At 62.7% G+C, this 25,234-nt stretch carries 19 protein-coding genes and 2 pseudogenes; 7 read left to right on the plus strand and 14 right to left on the minus strand.

Annotated elements, in window-relative coordinates; translation table 11 throughout:
- Positions 1-105 precede the first annotated feature (105 nt).
- Positions 106-1,992 (minus strand): outer membrane protein assembly factor BamB family protein, encoded by a 1,887-nt coding sequence (locus BHV64_RS09270; RefSeq protein ID WP_217727496.1) that lies wholly within the window; start codon positions 1,990-1,992, stop codon positions 106-108.
- A gap of 241 nt (positions 1,993-2,233) precedes the next feature.
- Between BHV64_RS09270 and purT the strand changes: the two are divergent.
- The 3 genes and pseudogenes from purT to BHV64_RS09285 form a co-directional block, all read left to right on the plus strand.
- Positions 2,234-3,412 (plus strand): annotated as a pseudogene (gene purT, locus BHV64_RS09275) (formate-dependent phosphoribosylglycinamide formyltransferase); the annotation flags it as partial.
- Positions 3,413-3,493: 81 nt separating this feature from the next.
- Positions 3,494-3,934: a peptidylprolyl isomerase gene (locus tag BHV64_RS09280; protein WP_022061851.1), complete on the plus strand. Its 441-nt coding sequence runs from the start codon at positions 3,494-3,496 to the stop codon at positions 3,932-3,934.
- Between the two features lie 19 nt (positions 3,935-3,953).
- Positions 3,954-4,556: pseudogene (locus BHV64_RS09285) on the plus strand (acyltransferase family protein); the annotation flags it as partial.
- Positions 4,557-4,871: 315 nt separating this feature from the next.
- Here the strand turns inward: BHV64_RS09285 and BHV64_RS09290 are convergent.
- The 7 genes from BHV64_RS09290 to BHV64_RS09320 all read right to left on the minus strand — a co-directional run bounded on the left by BHV64_RS09290 (position 4,872) and on the right by BHV64_RS09320 (position 15,933).
- Positions 4,872-6,059, minus strand: coding sequence for a pyridoxal phosphate-dependent aminotransferase (locus BHV64_RS09290; protein ID WP_015546068.1), 1,188 nt, complete (start codon positions 6,057-6,059; stop codon positions 4,872-4,874).
- Between the two features lie 168 nt (positions 6,060-6,227).
- Positions 6,228-6,926, minus strand: a complete 699-nt coding sequence (locus BHV64_RS09295) for an LrgB family protein (RefSeq protein WP_015546069.1) — start codon at positions 6,924-6,926, stop codon at positions 6,228-6,230.
- The gene (locus tag BHV64_RS09300) at positions 6,919-7,290 is read right to left on the minus strand and encodes a CidA/LrgA family protein (RefSeq protein WP_015546070.1); all 372 of its coding nucleotides are present in this window, start codon (positions 7,288-7,290) and stop codon (positions 6,919-6,921) included. The genes BHV64_RS09295 and BHV64_RS09300 overlap by 8 nt, the downstream gene beginning before the upstream one ends.
- Positions 7,291-7,611: 321 nt before the next feature.
- Complete coding sequence (feoB, locus tag BHV64_RS09305) at positions 7,612-10,164, minus strand: ferrous iron transport protein B (protein WP_288115792.1); 2,553 nt, start codon at positions 10,162-10,164, stop codon at positions 7,612-7,614.
- Between the two features lie 75 nt (positions 10,165-10,239).
- Positions 10,240-11,622, minus strand: a complete 1,383-nt coding sequence (locus BHV64_RS09310) for an efflux transporter outer membrane subunit (protein WP_288115793.1) — start codon at positions 11,620-11,622, stop codon at positions 10,240-10,242.
- Positions 11,619-14,756: an efflux RND transporter permease subunit gene (locus BHV64_RS09315; protein WP_288115794.1), complete on the minus strand. Its 3,138-nt coding sequence runs from the start codon at positions 14,754-14,756 to the stop codon at positions 11,619-11,621. Before BHV64_RS09315 ends, BHV64_RS09310 begins: the two co-directional genes overlap by 4 nt.
- A 4-nt stretch (positions 14,757-14,760) precedes the next feature.
- Entirely contained in the window at positions 14,761-15,933 is a 1,173-nt protein-coding gene (locus BHV64_RS09320; protein ID WP_195580262.1) for an efflux RND transporter periplasmic adaptor subunit, read from the minus strand.
- Positions 15,934-16,096: 163 nt separating this feature from the next.
- On the opposite strand from BHV64_RS09320, the gene BHV64_RS09325 reads away from it, so the two are divergent.
- On the plus strand, positions 16,097-16,270 hold the full coding sequence (locus tag BHV64_RS09325) for a histone H1-like protein Hc1 (protein WP_022061855.1): 174 nt from the start codon (positions 16,097-16,099) through the stop codon (positions 16,268-16,270).
- Between the two features lie 205 nt (positions 16,271-16,475).
- Here the strand turns inward: BHV64_RS09325 and BHV64_RS09330 are convergent, their stop codons facing one another.
- From BHV64_RS09330 to BHV64_RS09345, 4 genes are all read right to left on the minus strand, one after another.
- Positions 16,476-18,197: a lipid A phosphoethanolamine transferase gene (locus BHV64_RS09330; protein ID WP_147620074.1), complete on the minus strand. Its 1,722-nt coding sequence runs from the start codon at positions 18,195-18,197 to the stop codon at positions 16,476-16,478.
- Positions 18,198-18,207: 10 nt separating this feature from the next.
- Positions 18,208-19,404, minus strand: coding sequence for a BamA/TamA family outer membrane protein (locus BHV64_RS09335; protein ID WP_288115795.1), 1,197 nt, complete (start codon positions 19,402-19,404; stop codon positions 18,208-18,210).
- 6 nt (positions 19,405-19,410) lie between these two features.
- On the minus strand, positions 19,411-19,929 hold the full coding sequence (locus BHV64_RS09340; protein WP_022061858.1) for a hypothetical protein: 519 nt from the start codon (positions 19,927-19,929) through the stop codon (positions 19,411-19,413).
- A gap of 103 nt (positions 19,930-20,032) precedes the next feature.
- The gene (locus BHV64_RS09345) at positions 20,033-20,446 is read right to left on the minus strand and encodes a DoxX family protein (RefSeq protein ID WP_118406257.1); all 414 of its coding nucleotides are present in this window, start codon (positions 20,444-20,446) and stop codon (positions 20,033-20,035) included.
- A gap of 159 nt (positions 20,447-20,605) precedes the next feature.
- Here BHV64_RS09345 and BHV64_RS09350 point away from each other — a divergent pair, with 159 nt between their 5' ends.
- Together BHV64_RS09350 and BHV64_RS09355 are read left to right on the plus strand one after the other, a co-directional pair.
- A complete protein-coding gene (locus tag BHV64_RS09350) occupies positions 20,606-21,181 on the plus strand; it encodes a DNA-3-methyladenine glycosylase I (protein ID WP_015546080.1) in 576 nt (191 codons plus the stop codon).
- 74 nt (positions 21,182-21,255) lie between these two features.
- Complete coding sequence (locus BHV64_RS09355) at positions 21,256-21,735, plus strand: low molecular weight protein-tyrosine-phosphatase (RefSeq protein ID WP_022061860.1); 480 nt, start codon at positions 21,256-21,258, stop codon at positions 21,733-21,735.
- Between the two features lie 125 nt (positions 21,736-21,860).
- Here BHV64_RS09355 and BHV64_RS09360 read toward each other — a convergent pair whose 3' ends face one another.
- Positions 21,861-22,742, minus strand: a complete 882-nt coding sequence (locus BHV64_RS09360; protein ID WP_118406333.1) for a PorV/PorQ family protein — start codon at positions 22,740-22,742, stop codon at positions 21,861-21,863.
- A gap of 315 nt (positions 22,743-23,057) precedes the next feature.
- Positions 23,058-23,804, minus strand: coding sequence for a 3-oxoacyl-[acyl-carrier-protein] reductase (gene fabG / locus BHV64_RS09365; RefSeq protein ID WP_015546081.1), 747 nt, complete (start codon positions 23,802-23,804; stop codon positions 23,058-23,060).
- Positions 23,805-23,952: 148 nt separating this feature from the next.
- Between fabG and glyA the strand changes: the two genes are divergently transcribed.
- A complete protein-coding gene (glyA, locus tag BHV64_RS09370; protein WP_288115796.1) occupies positions 23,953-25,233 on the plus strand; it encodes a serine hydroxymethyltransferase in 1,281 nt (426 codons plus the stop codon).
- The last annotated feature ends 1 nt before the right edge of the window (position 25,234 follow it).

Here is a 25,234-nt window from a genome sequence, read left to right on the forward strand (position 1 = left end):
AGTTTATTCAAGACTTGCGTTTCTAAATCATTACCTCATAAAAAAACAACGCCGTAACTTATTAGGTTACAGCATTGTTTTGTAAATCCCCGGAACTTCTGCGAATTACGGGATTTTCTTTTTGTGCCCTGCGGGTGCGTGCGGAGGGATGCGGAAGATCTTCCCTTCGGCGAAAGTCGCCCACAGCGAGCCGTCGGGAGCCTCGGTGATGAAGTTCGCCGCCGAGTTGCAGCACTTGACGCACCACAGCGGCGTGCCGTCCTCGCGCACGGCGGCGACGTTGCCCGAGCGGTCGGCGAGGTAGGCTATGCCGCCGCTCACGGTCACCGGGCAGGCCGTGTAGTCGTAGCCGAAGCTCGCGGGGGTGATCCACAGCCGGCGGAAGGCGTCCGGGGCCGTGTCGATGGCCAGCAGTTCGCCGTCCATGGTTTTGACGTAGAAGCGTTTGCCGTCGGCGCTCATGCCCGATGCTTCGCGGGCCTTGTAGTCGGTGCAGCGCCATACGACGCTTCCCGAGGCGAGGTCGAGGCAGGTGACGGCGCGGTCGGGCGCGTCGATGAACACGCGGCCTCCGGCGATCCGGGGAACGATGTTGCCCGGGGACAGGAAGAGGCTTTTCGAGCCGTTGGTCCACTTCCAACCGAGTTTTCCCGTCGCGGCGTCGAGGCAGTGGAGATGCCCGTTCCAGGCTCCGAAAACCAGTTTCCCGTCCGCCAGCGCGGGTTGCCCCTGCGACTGGCCGCGTCCGTAGTCGTAACGCCACAGAATCCGCCCGTCGCTCACCGCGATTTTGGCCATCGTGCCGTTGCCCAGACCGATGTAGAGCACGGCGTTGGGTCCGCGGCCCGCGACGAGTCCCTGCCCGACGATCGGCGTCGGGGTGTCGATGTGCCACCTCTCGCGGCCCGTGCGGGCGTCGTAGGCGCGCAGTCCGTCGGTGGTCGTGCCCGCGATGACCAGCCCTTCGGCCACGAGGGGCGTGGTGTAGAGCGCCCCGCCGAAACGCTGACGCCACACCTCGCGGTTGCGGCGCGTGTCGTAGGCCCGCAGCACGCCCTGCGTCGTGCCGTAATACACCAGGTCCTTGTAAAAGGCCGCTCCGGTGTAGATTGTGGCGCTGTCCTGCAACACAAGCTGCGCATGCGCCTTGTAGTCGGGAACCGGGGGCGTCGGGTCGGAGGCGAGGGCCAGCGTTTGCGGGTCGTCCTGCATGCGGATCGTGAAGCGGGTGCGCGGCTCCGCGCCCAGCGTCTTTTCGCGCACACGGACCGAGTCGCCCCAGAAGTCGAGCAGTGTGTAGCCCGCGTCGGAATCGCTTTTGCCGCGCAGGGCGCGTCCCTGAATGCCTGCTATGGAGTCGAAGTTGAACAGCGAGGGTGCGCGGTGGTAGTGGCCGAACAGCGTGAGCGGGATATCCAGCCGCCGGAGCGTCGCCGTCACCTCCGTGCGGTTCGTGAGGTCGTTGTTCAGCGGATAGTGGCAGAGGCTCACGATGCGCTGGCCGGGCCGGGCCTTGGCGGCCTCCGCGGCCAGCCACGCGAGGTCCTCGGTGCGCACCGCTCCCATGGCCATCTTCATAAAAGGTCCCGAAGCGTAGCCCAGAAAGAGGTAGTCCCCGGCACGGAAGGCGGTGCGCCCGTCGTGGCCGAAGATCCGGGCGAAGGTCGTGCAGGCGCTTTCGGACCACGTGGTCTCGTGGTTGCCCGGCACGGCGTGCCACGGTTTTTCGAGCCGTGAGATCAGCCCGTGGACATATTCCAGTTCGGCGTCGCTGCCCAGGTTGGTGAGGTCGCCGCCGAAGATCACGATGTCGCACGGCGAGGCGTTGATTTCGTCCACCGCGACGCGGAACAGCGAATCCTGCACGTTGCCGGGCGTCACGTGGATGTCGGTCAGAAAGGCGACGCGGAGCGTGTCGCAGGGAGCCGGGGCCGGGAATGCCGACGACGCCCACAGCGCGCCGAAGCACAGCAGGATTTTGGAGTATTTCATTGGGCTTGCGCAGTTTTGTCGTTACAAGATACGAAATTCGGCGGAAAAAGCTATCTTTGCGTTGCAAAAAACAGGGGGACTATTCCCGATAAGCGGTGCCCGCATTTTGGTTGACAATCCGGTCGCATGCGATAAGTCCCCTCCGAGGAGGGGATTTAGGGGAGGGTCAGATTTGCAAATGTGGCCAAAGGCCGCAGGAGATTGACCATGAGAACGACTAAACGATACTGTAACTAAACTACATGCTGATATGAAAACCATTCTTCTTCTGGGTTCCGGCGAGCTGGGCAAGGAGTTCGCGATTGCGGCGCAGCGGCTGGGACAGACCGTCGTGGCGTGCGACAAGTATGCGGGCGCTCCCGCGATGCAGGTGGCCGACGCCGCGGAGGTCTTCGACATGCTCGACGGCGACGCGCTGGCCGCTGCGGTCGCAAAACACCGCCCCGACATCATCGTTCCCGAGATCGAGGCCATCCGCACCGAACGGCTCTACGAGTTCGAGCGGGCGGGCGTCCAGGTCGTACCGAGCGCCCGGGCCGTGAATTTCACGATGAACCGCAAGGCCATCCGCGACCTCGCGGCGAAGGAACTGGGGCTGAAGACGGCGCGGTATTTCTACGCCGCATCGCTCGGCGAACTGCGCGAGGCCGCCGCGAAAATCGGCTTCCCCTGCGTGGTCAAGCCGCTGATGTCCTCTTCGGGCAAGGGGCAGTCGCTGGTCAAGGGTCCCGACGAGCTGGAACGCGCCTGGCATTACGGCTGCGAAGGGTCGCGCGGCGACATCCGCGAACTGATCATCGAGGAGTTCATCCGCTTCGACAGCGAGATCACGCTGCTGACCGTCACCCAGAAGGACGGCCCGACGCTTTTCTGCCCGCCGATCGGCCATGTGCAGAAGGGCGGCGACTACCGCGAGAGTTTCCAGTCGCCCGTGATCGCACCCGAACACCTTGCCGAGGCGCAGCGCATGGCCGCCGCCGTCACCGAAGCCCTCACCGGAGCCGGACTGTGGGGCGTGGAGTTCTTTTTGAGCCGCGACAACGGGGTCTATTTCTCCGAACTGTCGCCCCGGCCGCACGACACGGGCATGGTGACGCTGGCCGGGACGCAGAACCTCAATGAGTTCGAACTGCACCTGCGCGCCGTGCTGGGGATTCCCATTCCGGCGGTCACCTTCGAGCGCATGGGCGCCAGCGCGGTGATCCTCTCGGGCGTGGAGACCTCCGCGCCGCGTTACGAGGGCGTGGAAGAGGCCGTCGCCGGAGATCCCCGCACCGACATCCGCATCTTCGGCAAACCCTCGGCGCGCGTGAACCGCCGCATGGGCGTCGTCGTGGGCTACGAACCCCACGGCAGCAGCCTCGAAGCCCTGCGCGAACGGGTTTGCGCCGCCGCCGCAAAAGTGAAAGTCACCGAATAACGACAACTCCGGCTTCCCGGCCGCGAGCGACCCGCGAAAACCGCGGGCCGTTCAGCCGGAACCGGACCATAAAACCGATCCATGAAAAAGTACGCAATTATTTCGACCGAAAAGGGGACGATGAAAGCCGAGCTGTATGCCGACGAGACCCCCGGAACCGTGGCCAACTTCGTCGAACTGGCCGGACACAACTTCTACGACGGGCTGACCTTCCACCGTGTGATTCCCGACTTCGTGATCCAGGGCGGCTGCCCCAGGGGCGACGGCACGGGAGGCCCGGGCTACACGATCAAGTGCGAGACGTCGGCCCCGCGCCAGCGCCACGACCGCGGCGTGCTGTCGATGGCCCATGCCGGGCGCGACACGGGCGGTTCGCAGTTCTTCATCTGCCACAACCGCGAGAATACGCAGCATCTCGACGGCCGCCACACCTGCTTCGGGCAGGTGGTCGAAGGGCTGGACGTGATCGACGACATCCGCCCGGGCGACAAGATTCTTTCGATCCGCATCGTCGAGGAGTAACGAATCCCGTCCGATCCCCATGTCTGCGACCGCAACCGGTTACCTGGCCTCGAAGCCGCGCTACGAAATCCTCGACGGACTGCGCGGCGTGGCGGCGATGATCGTGGTGGCCTTCCATCTGCTGGAAACCTACTCCAAAGGCCCTGCCTACCAGGTGCTCAACCACGGCTATCTGGCCGTCGACTTCTTCTTCGTGCTCTCGGGCTTCGTGATCGGCTACGCCTACGACGACCGCTGGAACCGCATGTCGCTCAAGGGCTTCTTCAAGCGCCGCCTGGTGCGTCTGCATCCGATGGTCATCATGGGGTCTCTCATCGGCGCGCTGTTCTTCTACTTCGGGTCCGCGGCCTTCCCGATGATCGCCGGCGTACAGTGGTGGGAGGTGCTGCTGATCTGCCTGCTGGGCTGTACGATGCTGCCCGCGCTGCCGTCGTGGGACATCCGCGGCTGGGGCGAGACCAGCCCGCTGAACGGCCCCGCATGGTCGCTGCTCTACGAATACATCGCCAATATCCTCTATGCCCTCGTCATCCGGCGCTTCCCGAAATTCGTGCTGGGGCTGTTCGTGGCCGGGGCCGCGGTGCTGACGCTGGACCTCACGCTGAATCTCGACCTGTTCGGCCGGCCGGGAATCCCGACGCTCCGCTCGGCACGGGCATTTTCGTGAATGTCGCGATTTTCCTGCTTGCCGTCGGTCTGGCCTGGGCCTGCCTGAAACTCTACGACCTGCCCGTCCGCGAGTGGCTCAAGCGGCATTGGCTGATGAAGTAGGTTGCGGTTCGTTCCGCCATACGGGAAGGTCCCCTCGTTCTGGAGGGGACCTTTCTGTTTTGCGGCGAATGGCTTCCGCCCAACGCGCAGAGATGCCGGGAGAGGCGTGAACGAGAAACAGCCGCCCCCGAAGGGCGGCTGTTTCTGTAAGGCCGTGATTTCGCCTCTACTTGCCGAAAGCGGCTTTGATCTTCTCGGTGGCCTTCTTCAGCAGCGCCTCGGGGCAGCAGAGCGTGATGCGGATGTAGCCGTTGCCTTCCGAACCGAAGATGCCGCCGGGGGTCAGGAACACGTCGGTCTTCTCCATCACTTCGTCCGAGAATGCGAAGCTGTCGCCCTCGTAGCCCTCGGGCAGCTCGGCCCACACGAACAGGCCCGCCTGTCCCTTGCGGTAGCGGCATCCCAGCGCGTCGAGCAGTTCGTAAGCCTGCTTCTCGCGGCCGTAGTAGATGTCGTTCAGCTCCTTGAACCACTCCTCGCCCAGCGCCAGCGCCGTGTCGGCAGCGGCCTGAATGGGGTAGAACATACCCGAGTCCATGTTCGACTTGAACGTGAGGATCGAGTCGATCCACTCCTTCTTGCCCACGACGACGCCCACGCGCCAGCCGGCCATCGAGTGGCCTTTCGACAGCGAGTTCATCTCCAGCGCCACGTCCTTCGCGCCCTCGGCCTCCATGATCGAGATCGGGTGTTCGGCGTTGCGGATGAAACTGTACGGGTTGTCGTGCACGATCAGGATGTTGTGCCTGGCTCCGAAGTCGATGATCTTCTGGAACAGCTCCATCGAGGGGGTTTGTCCCGTCGGCATATTGGGGTAGTTGACGAGCATCATCTTCACACCGTCCAGCCCGGCCTTTTCGATGGCGTCGAAGTCGGGGTAGAAGTTGGTCTGCTTGTTTAGCGCATAGGGGAGCATTTCGCCGCCCGCCAGACGCACGGCCGCCGAGTAGGTGGGGTAGCCGGGGTTCGGGACGAGGACTTTGTCGCCCTTATTGAGGAACGTCATGCAGATGTGCATGATACCCTCCTTCGAGCCGATCAGCGGCAGCACCTCCGACTTGAAGTCCAGCTCGGTGCGGTACCATTTCTTGTACCAGTCGGCAAAAGCCTTGCGCAGGATGGGTTCACCCTGATAAGACATGTATTTGTGTACGTCGGGACGCTGCGCCTCTTTCGCCAGGCGGTCGATCACGGACTGGTGGGGCGGCAGGTCGGGGCTGCCCATGGCCAGTTTTACGATCTGGCGGCCGGTGGCCGCTTCGATCTCGGCGATCTCGCGCAGACGGCGCGAAAAATAGTACTCTCCGATGCCGTCCAACCGGTGCGAACGGGCGATGTTGACTGCTTTTGCCATAGCTTGAATATGTTTGGGATTATGCTTTCCGGGCAAAGATAGGGAAATAATAATAAAATTAAAAATTAAGAATTAAAAATTGAGCATTAATTCCCCGGTCTGCGCTGCAAGGCGAACCGGACGTCTCCGCGCCTCGTTTCTTCGCCGCATGCGCACAGGGCCTTGCGTCTAATACAGATATTTCTCCATCAGCGGCATGAGCAGCGCCGTCGCCAGCCCCATCAGGGCCATGGCCAGACCGCTCAAAGCCCCTTCGGCGGCTCCTATTTCGATGGCGCGGGCCGTGCCGATGCCGTGGGCTGCGGCTCCGAGGGCGAATCCCCGGGCCTCGGGGTCGCGGACCCCGCAGCGGCGCAGAATCCATTCGCCGAAGATGCTGCCGAAAATCCCCACGCAGAAGACCACGACCGACGTCACCGAGACGTTGCCGCCCAGCGGTCCGGCGACCGACACGGCGATGGGCACCGTGACCGACTTGGGGGCTATGGAGTTGAGAATCTGCCGCTCGGCGCCGAACGCCATGGCGATATAGACGACGCTCAACACCCCGACGACGCATCCCGCGAGCGTGGCCATGCCCACGGGAAGCAGGCTTCCGCGCAGGCGTTCCAACTGTTCGTAGAGCAGATACCCGAGCGCCACGACCGACATGCCGAGGGCGAAATTGAGGATGCCCGTGGCGTCGCGGTAACGCTCGTAGCCGATTCCGGCGCAGCGCAGGAAGACGATCACGGCGACGAACGTCAGCAGCACGGGATGCAGCAGCGGCAGCCGCGTACGGCGGTAGATCATCCCTCCGAGGCAGTAAAGCCCCACGGTGAGGGTCAGCAGAAAGAGGTCCGAGGAGAGAAATGAGGCGTCAGGCATCGTGGCGGAGTTGTTTGATGTGCCGCAGGCGGGCGCGGCGGTTCAGGCTCTGGAAGGTCTGGCCGGCGACGATCAGCACGAGGATCGTCGAGACGATTCCCGAGACGAGGATGGCCCAGAGGTTTTCGAGGATCACCCGGTAGGAGTCCATCAGCCCCACCCCGTAGGGCACGAAAAAGAGCGCCATGGCCCCCAACAGGAACCGCGCCGCGGGGCGCACCGTCTCGGCCCGCACCCAGCGCAGGCACAACGCAGCAAAGAGCAGGATCATGCCGATGATGTTGCCCGACACGTAACCTCCGGTGATAAGGCTCAACGCATTGCCTATGAGCCAGAAAAGAAGAATCTGAAAAAGTCCTGTCATCGTCGTTCGACTTTGGCGGCGGGCCTTGAACGTTCGGGACCGGACTTTTCAGCCGGTCCCGGAACCCTGCCGCCGTTTGCGGCGACAAATATAGTGCATGCCGGGTGCAATGCCAAATTTATTTGGAGAATCTCCCCGGCGCAGCCCGTGTCCGGCAAATCAATTCCTGCCGGTGCGCTTCTTGAGCGGGCATTGCGCCGACGCGCACGACGCGCATCCTCCCCGCCGCCGTCCGCGCGCGAAACACCACAGCCGCCTCGCGACAATGGCCGCAACCGCCAGCCCGATGGCTGCGACGATGTAATCCTGCCAGTCCATCGTTCAGAATATCAGTGCGATCCGATATACGATCCACGCCACGAACCAGGCCAGCGTCGTGTTGTAAACCACCGACGCCGCAGCCCATTTCCACCCGGCTTCGGCGCCGATGGCGGCCACCGTGGCGATGCAGGGCATGTAGAGCAGGATGAAGACGAGGAACGCCAGCGCCGAGGCCGTCGTGAAGTCGCCGCTCGCGAGCAGCCGCTGCGAGAGCGAGTCCTCCTCCTCCTCTTCCGCGGTCCGGAATGCCTTTGCCGGCGTCGGATCGTCCGTTTTCACGATGATTTCCGTCGCGCCGTCCGCACCGCCGATCACGGCCTCCTGCTCTGCGGGAGCGGTCGCGGCGCCTTCGGAGTAGAGCACGCCGAGCGTCGACACCACGATCTCTTTGGCCGGGAGGCCCGACAGCAGGGACACGCCGGCTTTCCAATTGAATCCCAAGGGGCTGAACACCGGCTCGCAGCCCTTGCCGAGCCGTCCGAGGTAGGAATTTTCGTAGTGCGCCTCGGTTCCGGCGGCGGCGTCCGTGCGGGGGTAGTAGCTCAAAAACCACACGATGACCGAAGCGATCAGGATCATGCCGCCCATCTTCTTGAGGTACTGCGCACACTTGTCCCACATGTGGCTGAGCGTGGTTTTCCACGTCGGGAGGCGGTAGGGCGGCAGCTCCATCACGAACGGCGTCTCGTCCACCGGGAAGAGGAACCGCCGCATCAGCCGCGCCGTAACGACAGCCAGCACGATCCCCAGCGCGTAGAGGCCCAGCATCACCGTCCCGGCGTCGGCGGCGAAGAACGTGCCCGCCAGCAGGAGGTAGATCGGAATTCGCGCGCTGCATGACATGAACGGCGTAATGAGTATGGTTATCAGGCGGCTGCTGCGGCTTTCGATGGTCCGGCAGGCCATGATCGCGGGCACGTTGCAGCCGAAGCCCATGATCAGCGGGATGAACGATTTCCCGTGCACTCCGATGCGGTGCATCACGCGGTCCATGATGAACGCCGCGCGGGCCAGGTAGCCCGAATCCTCCATGAACGAGATGAAGAGGTAGAGGATCATAATGTTGGGCAGGAAAACGATCACGGCCCCCACGCCGCCGATGACGCCGTCGACCAGCAGGTCGCGGAGCGGCCCCGCGGGCAGCAGCGCGTCCGCCGCGCCGCCGATCCATCCCACCAGCGCGTCGATCCACTCCTGCGGATAGGCTCCGAGGCTGAACGTGCACCAGAACATGAGCCACATCAGCGCGAAGAAGATCGGGAATCCCCACAGCTTGTGCGTCACGAAGGTGTCGATCATGGCCGTCGTCGTCACCTCCTCGCGCCGTCCGGGGGTGAAGGTCTCCTTCAGCGCACCCTGGATGAATCCGTATTTCTGGTTGGCGAAGGCCGTTTCGACATCCTCGCCCAGCTCCCCGGCGATGCGCCGGGCCTCGCGGTCGCGGATTTCGGCCCACACCCCGTAACGCTCGCAGCCGCGGAGGCTCTCTTCGGCCTGCCGGTCGCCCTCGAGCATCTTCATCGCGTAGTAGCGAGGCGGGAAGTTTTTCGGGAGTTCGTCGCGGAAGACGCTCATGTCGCCGTTGAGTTTGCGCAGCCCCTCGTCGATCACGGGGCCCATGTTGATATGGATGTGGCGCACGCGCTCGTCGCGGTTCTCGAAAACGTCGATCACCGTGTCCAGCAGAGCTTCTATGCCGCGGTTGTTGCGCGCCTCTACGGGAACCATCGGCACGCCCAGCATGCGGCCCAGACTGTCGTAATCGAGTTTCGCACCGCTGTCCTGCAACTCGTCGAACATGTTGAGCGCCACGACCATGCGCGGGTTTATATCAATCAGTTCGGTAGTTAAGTATAGGTTTCGCTCTAAATTCGAGGCGACTACCGAGTTTATCACCACGTCGGGGGTCTTCGTGGCGAGGTGGTGACGCACATAACGCTCCTCGGGCGTGTAGGCCGAGAGGGCGTAGGTTCCGGGCAGGTCGGTGACCTCGAAACGGTAGCCGCGGTAGGTGCGGTGGCCGATCTTGGCCCCGACGGTCACGCCGCTGTAATTGCCCACATGCTCGTGGCCGCCCGATATGGCGTTGAAAAGCGAGGTCTTGCCGCTGTTGGGGTTGCCCACCAGCGCGACGGCGATGGTGCGGGAGTGGCGCGCCACGACCTCGTCGATGCTCGCGCAGCACGCCTCGTCGGATTCCGTCGCGCCGAACTCCTCCGTCCGGATTTCCGCGGGCGCAGTCTCCGCCGCGGGGCATCCGCACTCCCCGGAGTGTGCGTGGCGGTGATGGCGGTGGTGTTCGCGCCGCGCGAGGTACTCCCCGGCTTCGTCGTCGGTGAGCACGACGACCATATCGGCCTCGCTGCGCCGCAGCGAGATGTCGTAGCCCATGATTTTATACTCGATCGGGTCCTTCAGGGGGGCGTTCAGAATCACTTCGACCCGCTGTCCGCGGACAAAACCCATCTCCATGATGCGGCGGCGAAAGCCTCCGTGGCCCATCACTTTGACAATCGTCGCCGATTCGCCGGTCTTCAGTTCGGATAAGCGCATTTTTTCTACTGCATTTTTGCGCCCAAAGATACGATTTTGCGGCGACTTGCGCAATCCCCATAAGTAGGTATATCCTTAATTCTGCATTGCGGCGGCCCATCCTCCGCCCAGCGCCTTGCAGAGCGTGACGTAGTTGATATACTGCTGCACGACGAGGTTGACGTGCGACATCTGCGACTGGTAGAGACTGCGCTCGGCGTCGATCACGTCGAGGTAGTCGGACAGTCCGCTGCGGTAGAGCGCGCGGGTCATCGTGGCGATGCGGTCGTTGGAGAGCACCAGTTCGCCCGTGCGCTCGGTCTGGCTGCGGTAGGTGGCGATGGCCACCAGCGCCTTTTCCACATCGGCGAACGCCGTCAGCACGGTCTGCTCGTAGGTCTTGGCCGACTGGGTGTAGGCTGCCATCGCGGCGCGCTCGGCGTTGCGCAGTTTCCCGAATCCGAAAATCGGCTCGGCGACGGAACCCAGCGCATCCCACGCCCAGGGGTTCGCTGCAGTTAAACCTTTGATTGAACTGGATGCAACTCCTCCTTTGGCAGTCAGCGAGATGGACGGGAATCGCGCGCTCCGAGCCTGCCCGGCCTGCGCCGCCGCCTGCAACATGTTAAAATGCGCCTGGCGGATGTCGGGGCGGCGTTTGAGCAGCTCCGAGGGCAGTCCCACGGGAATGTCCGCGGGGCGGTAGTCGGTCAGCAGTCGCAGCCCCGCTCCGGAAAGCCGCGCCCGGGAGGGCGTCTCGCCTAACAGAATTCCCATCGAAAGCCACGTCTGCTCCACGGCGCGGCAGTACTGCGGAATGTCCGCCTCGGCGGTGTAGACCAGGCTCCGGGCCTGCTCCAGCGCCACGCCGTCGGACATGCCGTAGCGGAACATCGAGTCGATCAGCGCGGCCGATTCGCGCCGCAGCCGGAGGGTCTGGCGGGCGATCGAGAGGTCGCGTTCATACTCCAGCAGCGTGAAGTAGGTCGTGGCGACCTCGGCGGCCAGCGAGAGCCTGACGCCCGCCAAAGCCCACTCCGAGGCCGCGATTTCGGCCTTTGCGGCCCGTTTGGCGTTGCGCAGCGCCCCGAACAGCGACAGTTCCCACGAGAGGGTCGGTTCGACGGCATACGACTGCACGATTTTCGTCTCGGGCGTATATTCGCCCTCGGCGGTGGCTTCCGCGCCGATCTGCGGCAGGTATTGCGCCCTTACGGTCTTGAGGTTGGCCCAGGCCTGCTGGACGCGCGCGGCCGCTACGGCCACGTCGCGGTTGTTCGCCAACGCCTGTTCGACCAGCGCGTCGAGCGTCGTGTCGCCGAAGAGTTCCCACCAGCGTTCGCCCACGCCCGTCGTGTCGGACGAGAAGCCCGCGCCGTAGACGTAACTTTCGGGCGTCGCGATCTGCGGCGGGTAGAATTTCGGGGTGCAGGCGGCCAGCGTCAGCACGGCGGCGGCTATCGTAAGTTGCGTTTTCATGCGTTCTCCTCCTGTTTTTTAAGTTCGCGGCGCTGTTCGAAGCGGCCGATCTTCCCGACGAAATAGTAGAGCGCGGGGTAGACGAAGATGCCCAGCAGCGTGGCGAAGAGCATGCCGCCCACGAGGGCCACGCCCATGATGTTGCGGGCCGTGGCGTAGACGCCGCTGGCGAAGACGAGGGGCATGACGCCCAGGATGAAGGCGAAGGCGGTCATAATGATCGGTCGCACGCGCAGTTTCGCGGCTCCGATGGCGGCGTCCATCAGCGAGACGCCCTGCTCGCGGAACAGCCGGTCGGCGTATTCGACGACCAGAATGGCGTTCTTGGCCGCCAGCCCGATCAGCATGACGAGCGAGATCTGCATGTAGATGTCGTTGACGTACAGGCTGTTCATTAGGTGCGAGCCTCCGACGAACAGCACCGCGCCCAGCACCGCCACCGGCACGCTCATCAGGATCGCCAGTGGCAGCCCCCACGATTCGTAGAGGGCCGCCAGCGCGAGGAACACGAACACGAGGGCCAGCGCGTAGACCAGCCCGCCGGTCTTCGAGGCGTTGGCCTCCTGATAGGAGGTTCCGCTCCACGCCGTGCCGATGTCGTCGGGCAGCGTTTCGGCGGCCGTAGTGGTGATTTCCCGCATGACGGTCGTCGTCGAGGCCCGCGCCGCGGGGGTGACGGTGAGCGAGACGGAACGGTAGAGGTTGAACTGCGAGACGTACTCCACGCCCACGGTGTCCGCCACGTCGATCAGCGATGCCACGGGAACGCTCTCGCCCGAGGCCGAGGTGACGTAGTAGCTGTCCAGCGACCGCCGGTCGAGGCGGTAGTCGGGCGCGGCCTGGATGTAGGTCTGGTAGAGTTTGCCGAAGCGTGTGAAATTGTTGATGTACGCGCCGCCCAGCAGGGTGGTCAGCTCGCCGTAGAGCGTCCCGAGGTCCACGCCGGCGGCCAGCGCCTGCTGCTTGTCGATACGCAGCCGCCGCTGGGGAACCCCGGCGTCGAACTGCGTGGTGACCGAGGCGATCGCGGGATTTTTGCGCAGCGAATCCATCAGCCGCCCGGCGTTTTCCATCAGGTAGGCCGTGCCGCGCCCTTCGAGGTCCTGCACCTCGACCGAGACGCCCGAGGTGACGCCCAGTCCGGGAATCGAAGGCGGGATGAAGGCGTAGCATTCGGCCCCCGGAACCGCGACGTAAAGTTCTCCGGTGAGCCGCTGGGCGATCTGCATGGCCGAGAGCCTGCGGTCGGAGTAGTCGACGAGTTTGACGAAGATGATGCCGCTCGACGTCGAGGCGATGCCGGCCATCATGTTGAATCCCGCGGCGAACGACGTCGAGGCGACCTCGGGAAGCGTGCGGATCACGGCGTCGGCGTCGGCCATCGCCTGTCGGGTCACTTGCAGCGACGAGGCTTCGGGCGTCGAGACCATCACCATCACGTAGCCCTGATCCTCCTCGGGGAGGAATCCCGCGGGCAGTTTGCGCCACACGACGAAGATCACCCCGAGGACCACGGCCACGAACACGCCCGTGCGGGCGACGTGGCGCATCAGCGTCGGCGTGAAGGCCGTGTAACGGTCCATCTGCCGTGCGAACCAGCGGTTGAAGGCGGCGAAAAATCCCTTTTGCGACGGCTCCCGGCGTCGCAGCAGCAGGGCGCAGAGCGCCGGGGAGAGCGTCAGGGCGTTGAAGGCCGAGATGACCACCGAAACGGCGATCGTCACCGAAAACTGCTGGAACAGCCGCCCCGTGATGCCGCCGGTGAACGACACGGGGATGAATACGGCCAGCAGCACGACTGTCGTGGCGACGATCGGCGAGGCCACGTTGCGCATGGCCTCCAGCGCCGCCTCGCGGGGTTTCATGCCCCGTTCGATATTGACCTGCGCGGCCTCGACGACGACGATGGCGTCGTCGACCACAAGGCCGATGGCCAGCACCAGTCCCAGCAGCGAGATGATGTTGATGGAAAATCCCAGCAGCGGGAACAGCGCGAAGGCGCCGACGAGCGACACGGGGATCGCCACCAGGGGGATGACCGTCGCGCGCCAGTCCTGGAGGAAGAGGAAGATGATGAAGATGACGAGTATGAGGGCGATGACGAGCGTGCGGAAGATGTCCTTCACGCCGGCGTCGATGCTCGTGGTGCTGTCGACGATCGTGGCGGCCTCGACGCCGTCCGGAAACCGCTGCGAGAGGCGTTCCATCGCGGCCTTGACCTTGCCGCCCACGGCCACGGCGTTGCTGCCCGGCTGCTGGTAAATGACGATCATGGCCGTCGGGTCGCTCTCGTAGGACGAGCTTACGCCGTAGGTCTGGCTGCCGAGCGACACCTCGGCGATGTCGCCCAGACGGATCTGTTCGCCCGAGGAGGTGGTCCGCACGACGATGTCGGCGAACTCCGTGGCGGTGGAGATCTGCGGCGGCATGGTCACCGTATAGGTGTAGGCCACGCCGTCGGGAGCCGGCTCGGCGCCGAACTGCCCGGCAGGGTAGATGCCGCCCTGCTTCTCGATGGCGGCCGTCACCTCGCCGACGGCGATGCCGTAGTATTTCAGCACGTCGGGCCGCAGCCACACCCGCATGGCGTATTCGCCCGCGCCCATGATCGAGACCTTGCCCACGCCGTCGATCTTCAGCAGCTCGTTCTGGAGATTGATGTAGGCGTAATTCGAGAGGAACTCCCCGTCGTAGCGGCCGTCGCTGTGCAGCGAGTAGACCATCAGGAATCCCGTCATGGTCTTGCGTGTCGTGACCCCCTGCCGGGTGACCGTCACGGGGAGTTCGGCCGTGGCCGACGAGACGTTGTTCTGGGTGAAGATGGCGTCGAGGTCGGGATCGGAGCCGATGTCGAAGGTGACCTGCAGGACCATCGAACCGTCGTTGGCCGAGGTGGCCTGCATGTAGAGCATGTCGCTGACGCCCATCACGGCCTGGGCCACGGGCGTCGCCACGGCGTTGTTGACCGTCTCGGCGTCGGCGCCGTCGTAGGTGGCCGACACCTCCACGACCGGAGGCGTGATGTCGGGGTACTGTTCGATGGGCAGCCCCATGATCGAGATCAGGCCGACGAGCACGATGACGATGGCCAGCGAAATGGCGAAAATCGGGCGCGAAACAAAGAATTTTTCCATAGGACTACCGTTTTTCGAGACGCTTGCCCGCCTGCTCCGCAGCGGCGGCCTGTTCGGTCCTCCGCGCAGTCGGGTTTTCGGGGATCACCTTTGCGCCGTCGTGCAGTTTCTGCTGCCCGGCGACCACGACCCGTTCGCCCCGGTCGAGTCCCTCGTCGATGCACCACATCGCGCCGTAGGTGTCGCCCGGGGTGACGCGGCGGTAGTGCACCGTGCTGTCGGCCTCCACGACCCACACCGACGCGATGTCCTGCGTCTGGCTCACGGCCTGCTGGGGCACGACGACGCGCGGCCGCACGGGGCCCACGCTGGCCTCCACGCGGGCGAACTGTCCGGGTTTCAGCGTCTCGTCGGGATTGGGGAACATCACCACCACGACGAGCGTCCCGGTGGTCGACGAGACATCCTTGCGCGTGTAGTCGTAGATTCCTCCGAGCGGGTATCGCGAGCCGTCGGCCAGCACGAGACGGATGTCCGACAGCAGCCCTTCGTTGTCGTAGATCGAAGTCCGGTCGCCCGCATAGCGCAGGTACTGCGACATCGGAATCGCCACGTCGACCGTCAGCGTGTCGATGTTCGACACGGTCGTCAGCACGCTGAACTGCGTGCCGGGACCCACGTAGTCGCCCACGTGCGCCGCCGTGTGCTCGATGATGCCGTCGATGGGCGAGCGCAGCTCGGTGTATCCCACGTTCATGCGGGCGTTGCGCAGCGACTGCTCCGCCGAGCGCACCGAGGCCTCGGCGGCCTTCCATTGGGCCGTGTACTGGTCCAGCTGCGACTGGCTGATGGCGTCGATGCGCGCCAGCGGCACGGCGCGGTCGTAGTTGTTGCGGGCCTCGAGGGCCTGTGCTCGGGCCGATTCGAGTTCGGCTTCGGCCGCCAGCATCGAGGTCGACAGTTGGTCGGGGTCGATGGTGAACAGCAGCTGGCCGCGCCGTACGGGCATGCCGTTGCCGTATTGCTTCGACGAGAGGTAGCCGTTCACGCGCGGCTGGATCACGGCGTCGAAGTTGCTCGCGAGGTAACCGATGAAACTCATGCGGTTGGGTACGCTGTCGACGGCGGCTTCGGCCACCCCGACCCGCAGGGGAGGCACCGCCTGTTTCGGCGTATGTTGCGCGCAGCCCGTGAGGAGCGTGGCGAAAAGACATGCGGCGGGAAAAAGTCTGTCCATAAGGGTATGTTTTACACCGCAGGAAAGGCAAAAAACGTACCGTCAGCCCCTTGAAATAGGGTTTTTTCTTTAAAAAAAACTGTTTTTCCCGTTCCGAATGATGTTGTTTAGAATATTTTTATATCTTTGCGTTGATAACAAACCCAATTTAATAAATAAAACTATGAAAGAATTAGTAGAAAAGATCAACGCAGAGTTTGAGGTGTTTGCAGCCAACGCAGCTGCCCAGGTAGAGAAGAACAACAAGGCTGCCGGCACGCGCGCCCGCAAATCGGCTCTCGAAATTTCGAAGCTGATGAAGGAGTTCCGCAAGGTTTCCGTAGAAGCTGCGAAATAATTGAGTTCCGCACAACGATAAAGGCTGTCCTTCGGGGCAGCCTTTATCGTTTCCGGTTTTATAGGGCGTCTTCGCACTTGCTCTCACGCGGTACGAATGGGTGTTTTTATACTGCCCATCCGTGCCGCGTTTCGTTCAGGCGCGAATAGGCGTCTCTGAAATCGAAAACGGGGGATGTGCGGAAATAGCCGTCTGAAATCGGAACCTAAAGTTCGATTCCGTATCTCCGGAACACCTCCATGTCCTCGTGCCGCAGGCCCGTCTTGCGGAAGGGCACGGCTTCGTTGTGGTCGTTCAGGTAGCGGCGCGGAGCCGTGCGGTCGAAATCGGGGCTTACGAGCGAGACCTTCGTCGTGAGGAACCGTCCGCGGATCGAAGCCATGTCGGCCATCGTGTGAAACAGCGCGTGGGTCGTCGCGGGAGCCGTCTCGTTGGCCTCGGCGGCGGCGGCCTTTTCGGGGAAATGGGTCCGGTAATCCTCCGAGAACCAGGCCAGCGACGCCACGTAGAGCTGATAGGCCGTCGTCGTGGGCGAGGCGTGCAGGAAGCGTTCGCGGTCGTCGTCGATCAGGTCCTCGCCGTGGTCCGCGCAGTAGAGCAGGGCCGATGAGGTGCCTTTCAGCGACCGCAGGTAATCAATGGTCTGCGCGAGGAAATAATCCGTGTAACGGATCGAGTTGTCGTAGGCGTTGACGAGCATCGGACGGTGCTGCCGGGCGATCGCCACGTCGTTGTCGGGCTGGAAATGGGCGAACTCGCGCGGATAGCGCTGGTGGTAGCTGAAGTGCGAACCGTAGCAGTGGAGCACGAAAAGGAGTTTCTGCGACGTGCTTCTTTCGAGCGCCTTGCGCATCTCGTCGAGCAGCTGCGTGTCGTGGCGCGGCGAGCGGATGTAGATCACGTGTCTGGCGTCGTGGGCCAGGTGGTCGATCATCGCGCCCTGCGGCGACTGGTTGGAGATGAACCACGTGTCGAATCCCGCCTCGTTGAAGAGCGCCGGAAGGCCCTTGCGGCGGTACAGCTCCTCGTGTTCGCCGGTGGCTACGGACGAGAGGATCAGCGGCACGCTCTTGTGGGTGGTGTTGCTCTGGGTCAGCACGTCGCGGAAAACCACCAGATCGCCGACTCCGGAGAGCAGGGGATTGGTCTCCCGCCCGTAGCCGTAGAGCTGCCAGTTCATCGCGCGCGACGCCTCCCCGATGATATATACGTAGACCTCGCGTCCCGGAGCTTCGGCCGTGCGTTCGGCCTCGTAGGTGAAGCCCTCGGAGGTTTTGTGGAAGTTGTACGACTTGCGGAACTCCGAGCCGCTCAACCCGAGGTTGTACATGATATTGAGCGGGAAAATCTCGTCGCGCAGCACGTGCCGCTCCTCGCTGACGTGGTAGGCGGGCCACAGAGCCAGCAGGCCCACGGCGAAGAGCGCCGCCCCGGTCAGACCGATGTTCATGCGCGCCGTGCGCGTGATGTAGCGTTTGTGTCCGATCTCGCGGGCCGCGAGCCACAGCAGCGGCAGGTAGATGACGCAGACCAGAACCACCGACGGATAGATGTTGCCCAGCAGTTCGCCCGCCTCGCCCGGATTGGTCGTCAGCAGGTTCGTGAACATGTCCGTGGCGATGATCGAGTTGCCGAACAGGTACAGCAGCACGATCTGGAAGGCGCAGAAGAAGATGAACGGGAAGGCCAGCCAGATCATCACGCCCGAACGCCGCAGCGCCACGCTCCACATCATGTAGAATCCCAGCGGCATGAGGATCAGCGCCTCGACGGTCCACACCGAGTAAGGCTCCGTATTGGCCAGCACGCAGTTGGGGATGATCAGCGCCACGAAGAAGTAGACGGTCAGCAGCGTCGTGAAGCGGCTGCGGGTCTTGACCGTCCTCCGGCGGTTCGTCTTATTCGCGTTATTCAGATCGGCATTCATACAAATTCTCTTAAAAAGCCTCGTTGATGTTCAGCAGGAAACCGCTCGTTTTCTTGCCGAATCCGTAGTCGAGGCGCACGTTCACCCGTTTTTTCAGTTCCCACCGGAAGCCTGCGCCGTAGTTGGGCAGCGTCTGCGACCAGTCGAAACGCCCGAGTGACGGAAAGACGTTGCCCGCGCCGCCCCATACCGCGCATCCGATCCGCCTCCAGATGCGCTGGCGCAGTTCGACCTGCACGGTGATCATGTCGTTGTCCGTATAGCGGCCCTGGTAGTAGCCGCGCATCCGCTGGCCTCCGCCCATGCGGGCGAGCATCGGCCACGGAGTGCCGTCGGAGTTGAATACGGCATACAGATCCGCAGCCAGAACGCCGCCCTTCCAGACCTGCCCGTAAGCGTCGGCCGTGAAGGTCGTGCGCCACAGCGTCTTGCCGCAGTTGCCCAGCCCCTTGGGGAACAGCGTCTCCTGAAAACTCACGTAGACGCCCCGGAACGGGCTGGGGATGAAGTCCCGCGAGTCGTATTCCAGAATTGCGCCGACGCCCGTGGCCGTATAGTGCTGTTTCTGCCCTGCGAGGTAGGCCGGGTCTGAAAATTTCAGCCCCCGCACATGCTCGAAGCTCACCAGCCCTCCGATGTAGGCGTGGGGCAGGAACTCGTGCAGGTAGCGCCCTTCGACCAGATAACGCTTTTCGGAGTAGGTGCTCTCGGGATTGTACCGCCCGGCGTCGTAACCGATTCCCCAGAAACTGCGGGGCGCCGAGGCGAACATCACCGTATAGTTTATGCGGCGTTTGTTGTGCGAGAAAATGTTGTTTCCCGTCACGCCCAGCGCATAGAAGCCCGACACCGAGACGTTGCCGAAGATCGAGACGTCCGACGGCGCCGTGATCGAGTCCGTGCGGTCGAGGCGGTAGAGTCCCGCAGCCAGCAGCCCGATGCCGAAACTCGTGTTCTTCGAGTAGCTGGGACCTCCGGCGAAGGTGAAATCTATCTTCTTCTCGAAGGTCTTGTCGGTGGTCGACTCCCCGAAATAATCGACGACGCGCCGCAGAAAGGGTTTCTTTTCGGGAGCCTGCGGCGGCAGCGGGGTGTAGGAGTAGCGGAGCGAGTCGCCGTCGGAGGAGCGGATGGCGGTCTCCTGGGCATGCGCCGTGAGGTGCATGCCTGCGCTTATGAGGAGCAGAACGGCGGGGCGGCGCAGCATCCGGGCCTATTTGTACTTTTCGATGGTTTCGTAGAAGGCCTCCTTGTCGGCGTCGGAAAGCTCGCCCTTGCGCAGGAACACCAGTTCCCCCTCCTTCGATACGATCATCAGCACGAACTGGTTGTTGCAGTCGCCCAGCGCCCACGCCGTGCTTAAAATGCGGTTCTGGTCGGCGAGGACCGTGGCGCCGTTCTTGGCCGTGCGTTTCTTGGCCATGTTGCGGGCCATGCCGTTGGGGACCATCGGGGCGTCCTTGAGGTTCATCACGCCGAAGCCGTGGATATTGTCGCTTTCGGCGCGGTGGTTCTGCTCCAGTTCGATGGTGAAATCCTCGTTCTGCTTGTGCCGGTCGGGGTCCACGTAGAATATCATCAGGTTCTTTTCGCCGAAATAGGGGAGTTTGACCGGCTTGCCGTCCAGATCGAGCACCTCGACGTTCTGCACTTTGCGGGGCAGCTCCTGCGCCTGAACGGCCGATGCGGTCAGCGCGAAGGCGGCCAGCATTGCAATCACTTTCATCTTCATTACGTTCTGATTTTGTTGGTTTTTAATGAAAACAAATCGTGGCAAAGTTACAATATTTCTCCGAAAATGGAGATTGCGGGGGTGCATATTATTGTTCGATTGGTCATTTTTTTCGGTCGGACGGGAGCAGAGCCGCGTCGAAGGCGTACAGTCCGCCGCCCGAAACGATCAGGAATACGTAGATCCCGAGCCACGCGAATTCCGGCTCTCCGGCTCCGAATCCGCCCCAGGCGAACATCAGGAGGATGCCCAGCGACATGACGAGGGCCGACATCCGCACCCAGAGACCCATGATGATCAGCACGGCCAGCAGCGCCTCGGCGACCGTCACGATGACGAACACGGCCGGCGGATTGATGTAAAGCGGCGATGGATATGAACTGATTATCTCGTTGTAGTTCTGTATTTTGCCGATGTTGTGAAACAGCATCGAGGCCCCCGTGAACAGCCGCAGGTAGAGCACCGCCCAGTCCATGCACCTGTATTGTCCGATCCAGTCTGAAATTCGTTTTCCCATGCCCCGGCTCCCTGCAATTCGCGTTCCGGAAGTTCCGCCGCCCCCGGCGCCGTGACGACATTTTTCACAGGTCGGAAGGTTTTGCCGACCGGGGCGGCCCGATTTTGCATCCATCCGACTTTTTGCTACCTTTGGCGGTGTATTCCAAACGGGACGACGATGCAGGATATGATAGACGGACGCTGCGGTTGGTGCGGAACCGACGGGCTGTATGTGAAATACCACGACGAGGAGTGGGGAAGACCGGTGACCGACGACGGGAAGCTGTTCGAATTCCTCGTGCTGGAGAGCGCCCAGGCCGGGTTGAGCTGGATAACGATTCTCCGGAAGCGGGAGGGCTACCGCAAGGCCTTTTGCAATTTCGACGCCGGGAAGGTGGCGCGGATGACCGATGACGATGTCGAACGGCTGATGCACTTCGACGGCATCGTGAAAAACCGGCTGAAAATCAAAGCGACCATCACGAATGCGCGGCTGTTCCTCGCCGTGCAGGAGGAGTTCGGCAGTTTCAGGGACTACACGCTGTCGTTCTTTCCCGGCGGAAAGCCGATCACCAACCATTTCCGCTCCCTGAACGAGATTCCGGCGTCGTCACCCGAATCCGACGCCATGAGCCGGGACATGAAAAAACGGGGTTTCAAATTTTTCGGCCCCACGATTTGTTACGCCCATTTGCAGGCCTCGGGGTTCGTCAACGACCATCTGACGGGCTGCATTTGCCGGAACGGACAATGACGGCAGGCCATGAACCGCCCTTTTTCCGGCTCCTTACGGGGCGTCGGTCCGGAAAGCATTGAAAATTCAACCATATGAAAACGAGAATATTGTTTGTCTGCCTTGGCAATATCTGCCGTTCTCCGGCCGCCGAGGGCATCATGCGCCGCATCGTGGAGCGACGCGGCCTGTCCGGGACGTTCGGGATCGACTCCGCGGGAACCTACGGGGGACACCGCGGCGAACTGCCTGATCCGCGCATGCGCAGCGCGGCCTCGCGCCGCGGCTATGCGCTGACGCACCGTTCGCGGCAGGTCCGGGAGGAGGATTTCGACCGCTTCGACATGATCGTGGCGATGGACGACATGAACTACGAGTCGCTCAACCGGCTGGCTCCGTCGCGCGAGGCTGCGCGGAAGATTTTCCGCATGGCGGAGTTCTGCCGCCGCCATCCCGACCGCACCTACGTGCCCGATCCCTACTACGAGGGCCACGAGGGCTTCGAACTGGTGCTCGACATGCTGGAAGACGGCTGCGAGGGGATTCTGGAATATCTCTCCGAAAACGGAAAATGAAAAGTCTCCCTTTGACGAGGGAGACCCGGAGGGATTGCCGGAATGAATGACGCCGCGGCCCGGTGTGGAGTCGGCAGGTTCGGCCCGGGATGAACCCCGAGCGTGTCGGGCTTGCCGGTTTTACGTCAGAAATCCAACCCGAAACTGATGCTGTATGTGTTGCGCAGCAGCGAGTGCTTCTTGGCGAAGAGGTAGGCGAAATCGAGCCGCAGGTGGAGGATGCGCAGTCCCGCGCCGACGGTCCAGTAGCTCGGGTAGTAGTCGCGCCGTTCGCCGTAGTGGTAGCCGGTGCGCAGCTGCACGAGCTGCATCAGGTTGTACTCGACGCCCAGCGACATCTGGAAACCGCGGACCGCGGAGGGCGAGAAATAGTAGCCCAGGTCGGTTCCGACGGTGATTTCGTGCGCATCGGTGAGGAACGTGTCGAGGGCCGCGCCCACGGTGAAATCCATCGGCAGGGTGTATTCCGTATCGCGGAGATACCCGCCCAGATTGCCCAGCTTGGCGCCTGCGCGCAGCGTCGAGTAGCTGCCGACGTTCTCCAGCGGCCGCTGCCACGCGGCGCTCAAATCCACGGCCAGCGCGTCGGCCGAGATGTCGGGGCGTTTGAGGTGCATGTAGCGGCCGACGATGCCGACGGCCCACCGGTCGCCGATGCGGCGCGCATAACCCAGGTCGACGGCCATGTCGTTGTTGCCGTGTTCGCGGAGGAACTGCCGCCAGCCGGCCTGCACGAGGTTGATGTTGTCGAACCGGCAGAATCCCGACACGGCGTAATAGTCGAAGCTCCGCTGTCCGTAATAGGAGGAGGAGACCTGCGACGGCGTGTGCGAGAAGATGGCCGTCGCGGAGTTGTTGTAGATGGCGTGCGAACCGGAAAGGGTGGTCATCATCACGCCGCCCATGCCCAGCGACTTGGCGTCGGGGCTGGGAAGCGTCGCCTCGATTCTCTGGGCGTATGTCTGGAGCGCGGCCAGCGCCGCGAGCAAGGTTACGAGTCGTTTCATGTTGCAAAGATAGTAAAATGCGGGACGGAAGCAAATCCGGTCCGCAGAAACCTTCCGGTCTGCCGGAAGCGTCGTTGCGACGCCGGAGGGCAGCAAAAAAGATGCAAGTTGCGCAGGCTGTTCAGGCAATTACGGCACACGCTGCGCTTTCGTGCCGTGATTGTTGGCGGCGCTTCGGGCTCGAAAAGAAAAATTTCGACGGAATATTGTCCGAAAACAAAAGCGCCCTTCCAGGTGAACCTGGCGGGCGCTTTCATTTTCAGACGACGCCTTGACGGCATCGTTTTCCGCAACGTTCTCGTTGTCTGTCGTTTTCTAACAGTTCATCGCTCCGCAGCAGTGGATGACCTGCCCGCTGACATACGACGAAAGGTCCGACGCTAGGAACAGCGCCACCTTGGCGACATCCTCCGGCGTGCCGCCGCGACGCAGCGGAATCTGCTTGTACCAGCCCTCCTTCACCTCGTCGGGCAGTTTGTCGGTCATCTCGGTCATAATGAAGCCCGGGGCGATGGCGTTGGCGCGAATGCCGCGCGGACCCATCTCCTTGGCGATCGACTTCGCAAGGCCGATCATGCCGGCTTTCGAGGCCGAGTAGTTGCACTGGCCGGCGTTGCCGCTGACGCCCACCACCGACGACATGTTGATGATCGAGCCGCTTTTCTGGCGCGCCATGACCGGCACGACGGCGTGGATGAAGTTGAACGCCGACTTGAGGTTGACCGTCAGCACGGCATCCCACTGGGCCTCGGACATGCGCATCATCAGGCCGTCCTTGGTGATTCCGGCGTTGTTCACGAGGATGTCGATACGGCCGAAATCCTTTATGATCTGGTCGATGACCGCGTGCGTCTCTTCGAAGTTGGCTGCGTTCGAGGCATAGCCCTTGGCTTTCACGCCCAGCGCGGCGATTTCGGCTTCGGTAGCCTTGCCGTTCTCGTCGATCGCAAGGTCGGTGAACGCCACATTGGCGCCCTCTTTGGCGAATTCGAGTGCGATGGCCTTGCCGATGCCGCGTGCGGCGCCGGTCACAACGGCCACTTTTCCATCCAGTAATTTCATAATTCTTTTATATTTTTAAGGCAATATCTGCCAATTTTTATTCGCAAATATAGGAAAAATATCTTAATCGCCTGCCCGCGGAGCGAATTTCGGCATTTTTGCTTATCTTTACCGACCGTAAACAGCATTCCAAAATCCTTATAACGATATGAAAAGAGATTCCCAGATTTTCGATTTGATTGCCGCCGAGCGCAACCGCCAGATGCATGGCATCGAACTGATCGCTTCGGAGAACTTCGTCAGCGACCAGGTGATGGAGGCCATGGGTTCGGTCTTGACCAACAAATACGCCGAAGGCTATCCCGGAGCGCGCTACTACGGCGGCTGCGAGGTCGTGGACAAGGTCGAGACGCTGGCCATCGAGCGCATCTGCCGTCTCTACGGCGCGGAGTACGCCAACGTGCAGCCCCATTCGGGCGCACAGGCCAACATGGCCGTTTTCTTCGCCTGCATGCAGCCGGGCGATACGTTCATGGGACTGGACCTTGCACACGGAGGACACCTCTCGCACGGTTCGCCGGTCAACATGTCGGGTAAATATTTCAAGGCCGTGGGCTATCAGCTCGACGAGGCCACGGGCGTGATCGACTACGACGCCATGGAGCGCAAGGCCCTGGAGTGCAAGCCGAAACTGATCGTCGGCGGCGCCTCGGCCTACTCGCGCGAGTGGGATTACAAACGCATGCGCGAGATCGCCGACAAGGTGGACGCGCTGCTGATGGTGGACATGGCCCACACGGCCGGTCTGATCGCCGCGGGGCTGCTGGAGAACCCCGTGAAATACGCGCATATCGTCACCTCGACGACCCACAAGACCCTGCGCGGCCCGCGCGGCGGCATCATCCTGATGGGCAAGGACTTCGAGAACCCCTGGGGCCAGACCACGCCGAAGGGCGCCGTGAAGATGATGTCGCAGATCCTCAATTCGGCCGTCTTCCCGGGCATCCAGGGCGGTCCGCTGGAGCACGTCATCGCCGCCAAGGCCGTAGCCTTCGGCGAAGCGTTGGAACCCGCCTACAAGGAGTATCAGACGCAGGTGCAGAAGAACGCCGCAGCCATGGCCGCCGCCTTCGTCGAGCGCGGCTACAAGATCGTCTCGGGCGGCACGGACAACCACCTGATGCTCGTCGACCTGCGCACGAAGTTCCCCGAACTGACGGGCAAGCTGGCCGAGAAGTGCCTCGTGGCCACCGACATCACCACCAACAAGAACATGGTTCCGTTCGACAGCCGGTCGCCGTTCCAGACCTCGGGTCTGCGCTTCGGAACCCCGGCCATCACCACGCGCGGCCTGAAGGAGGACAAGATGGACTACATCGTCGGGCTGATCGACCGCGTGCTGCACGACCCGGAGAACGAAGCGAACATCGCCGCCGTGCGCAAGGACGTGAACGCGCTGATGGCCGACTATCCGCTTTTCGCGTGGTAAG

The organism is Alistipes sp. 56_sp_Nov_56_25, assembly GCF_001915285.1.
GTDB classification, from domain to species: domain Bacteria; phylum Bacteroidota; class Bacteroidia; order Bacteroidales; family Rikenellaceae; genus Alistipes; species Alistipes shahii.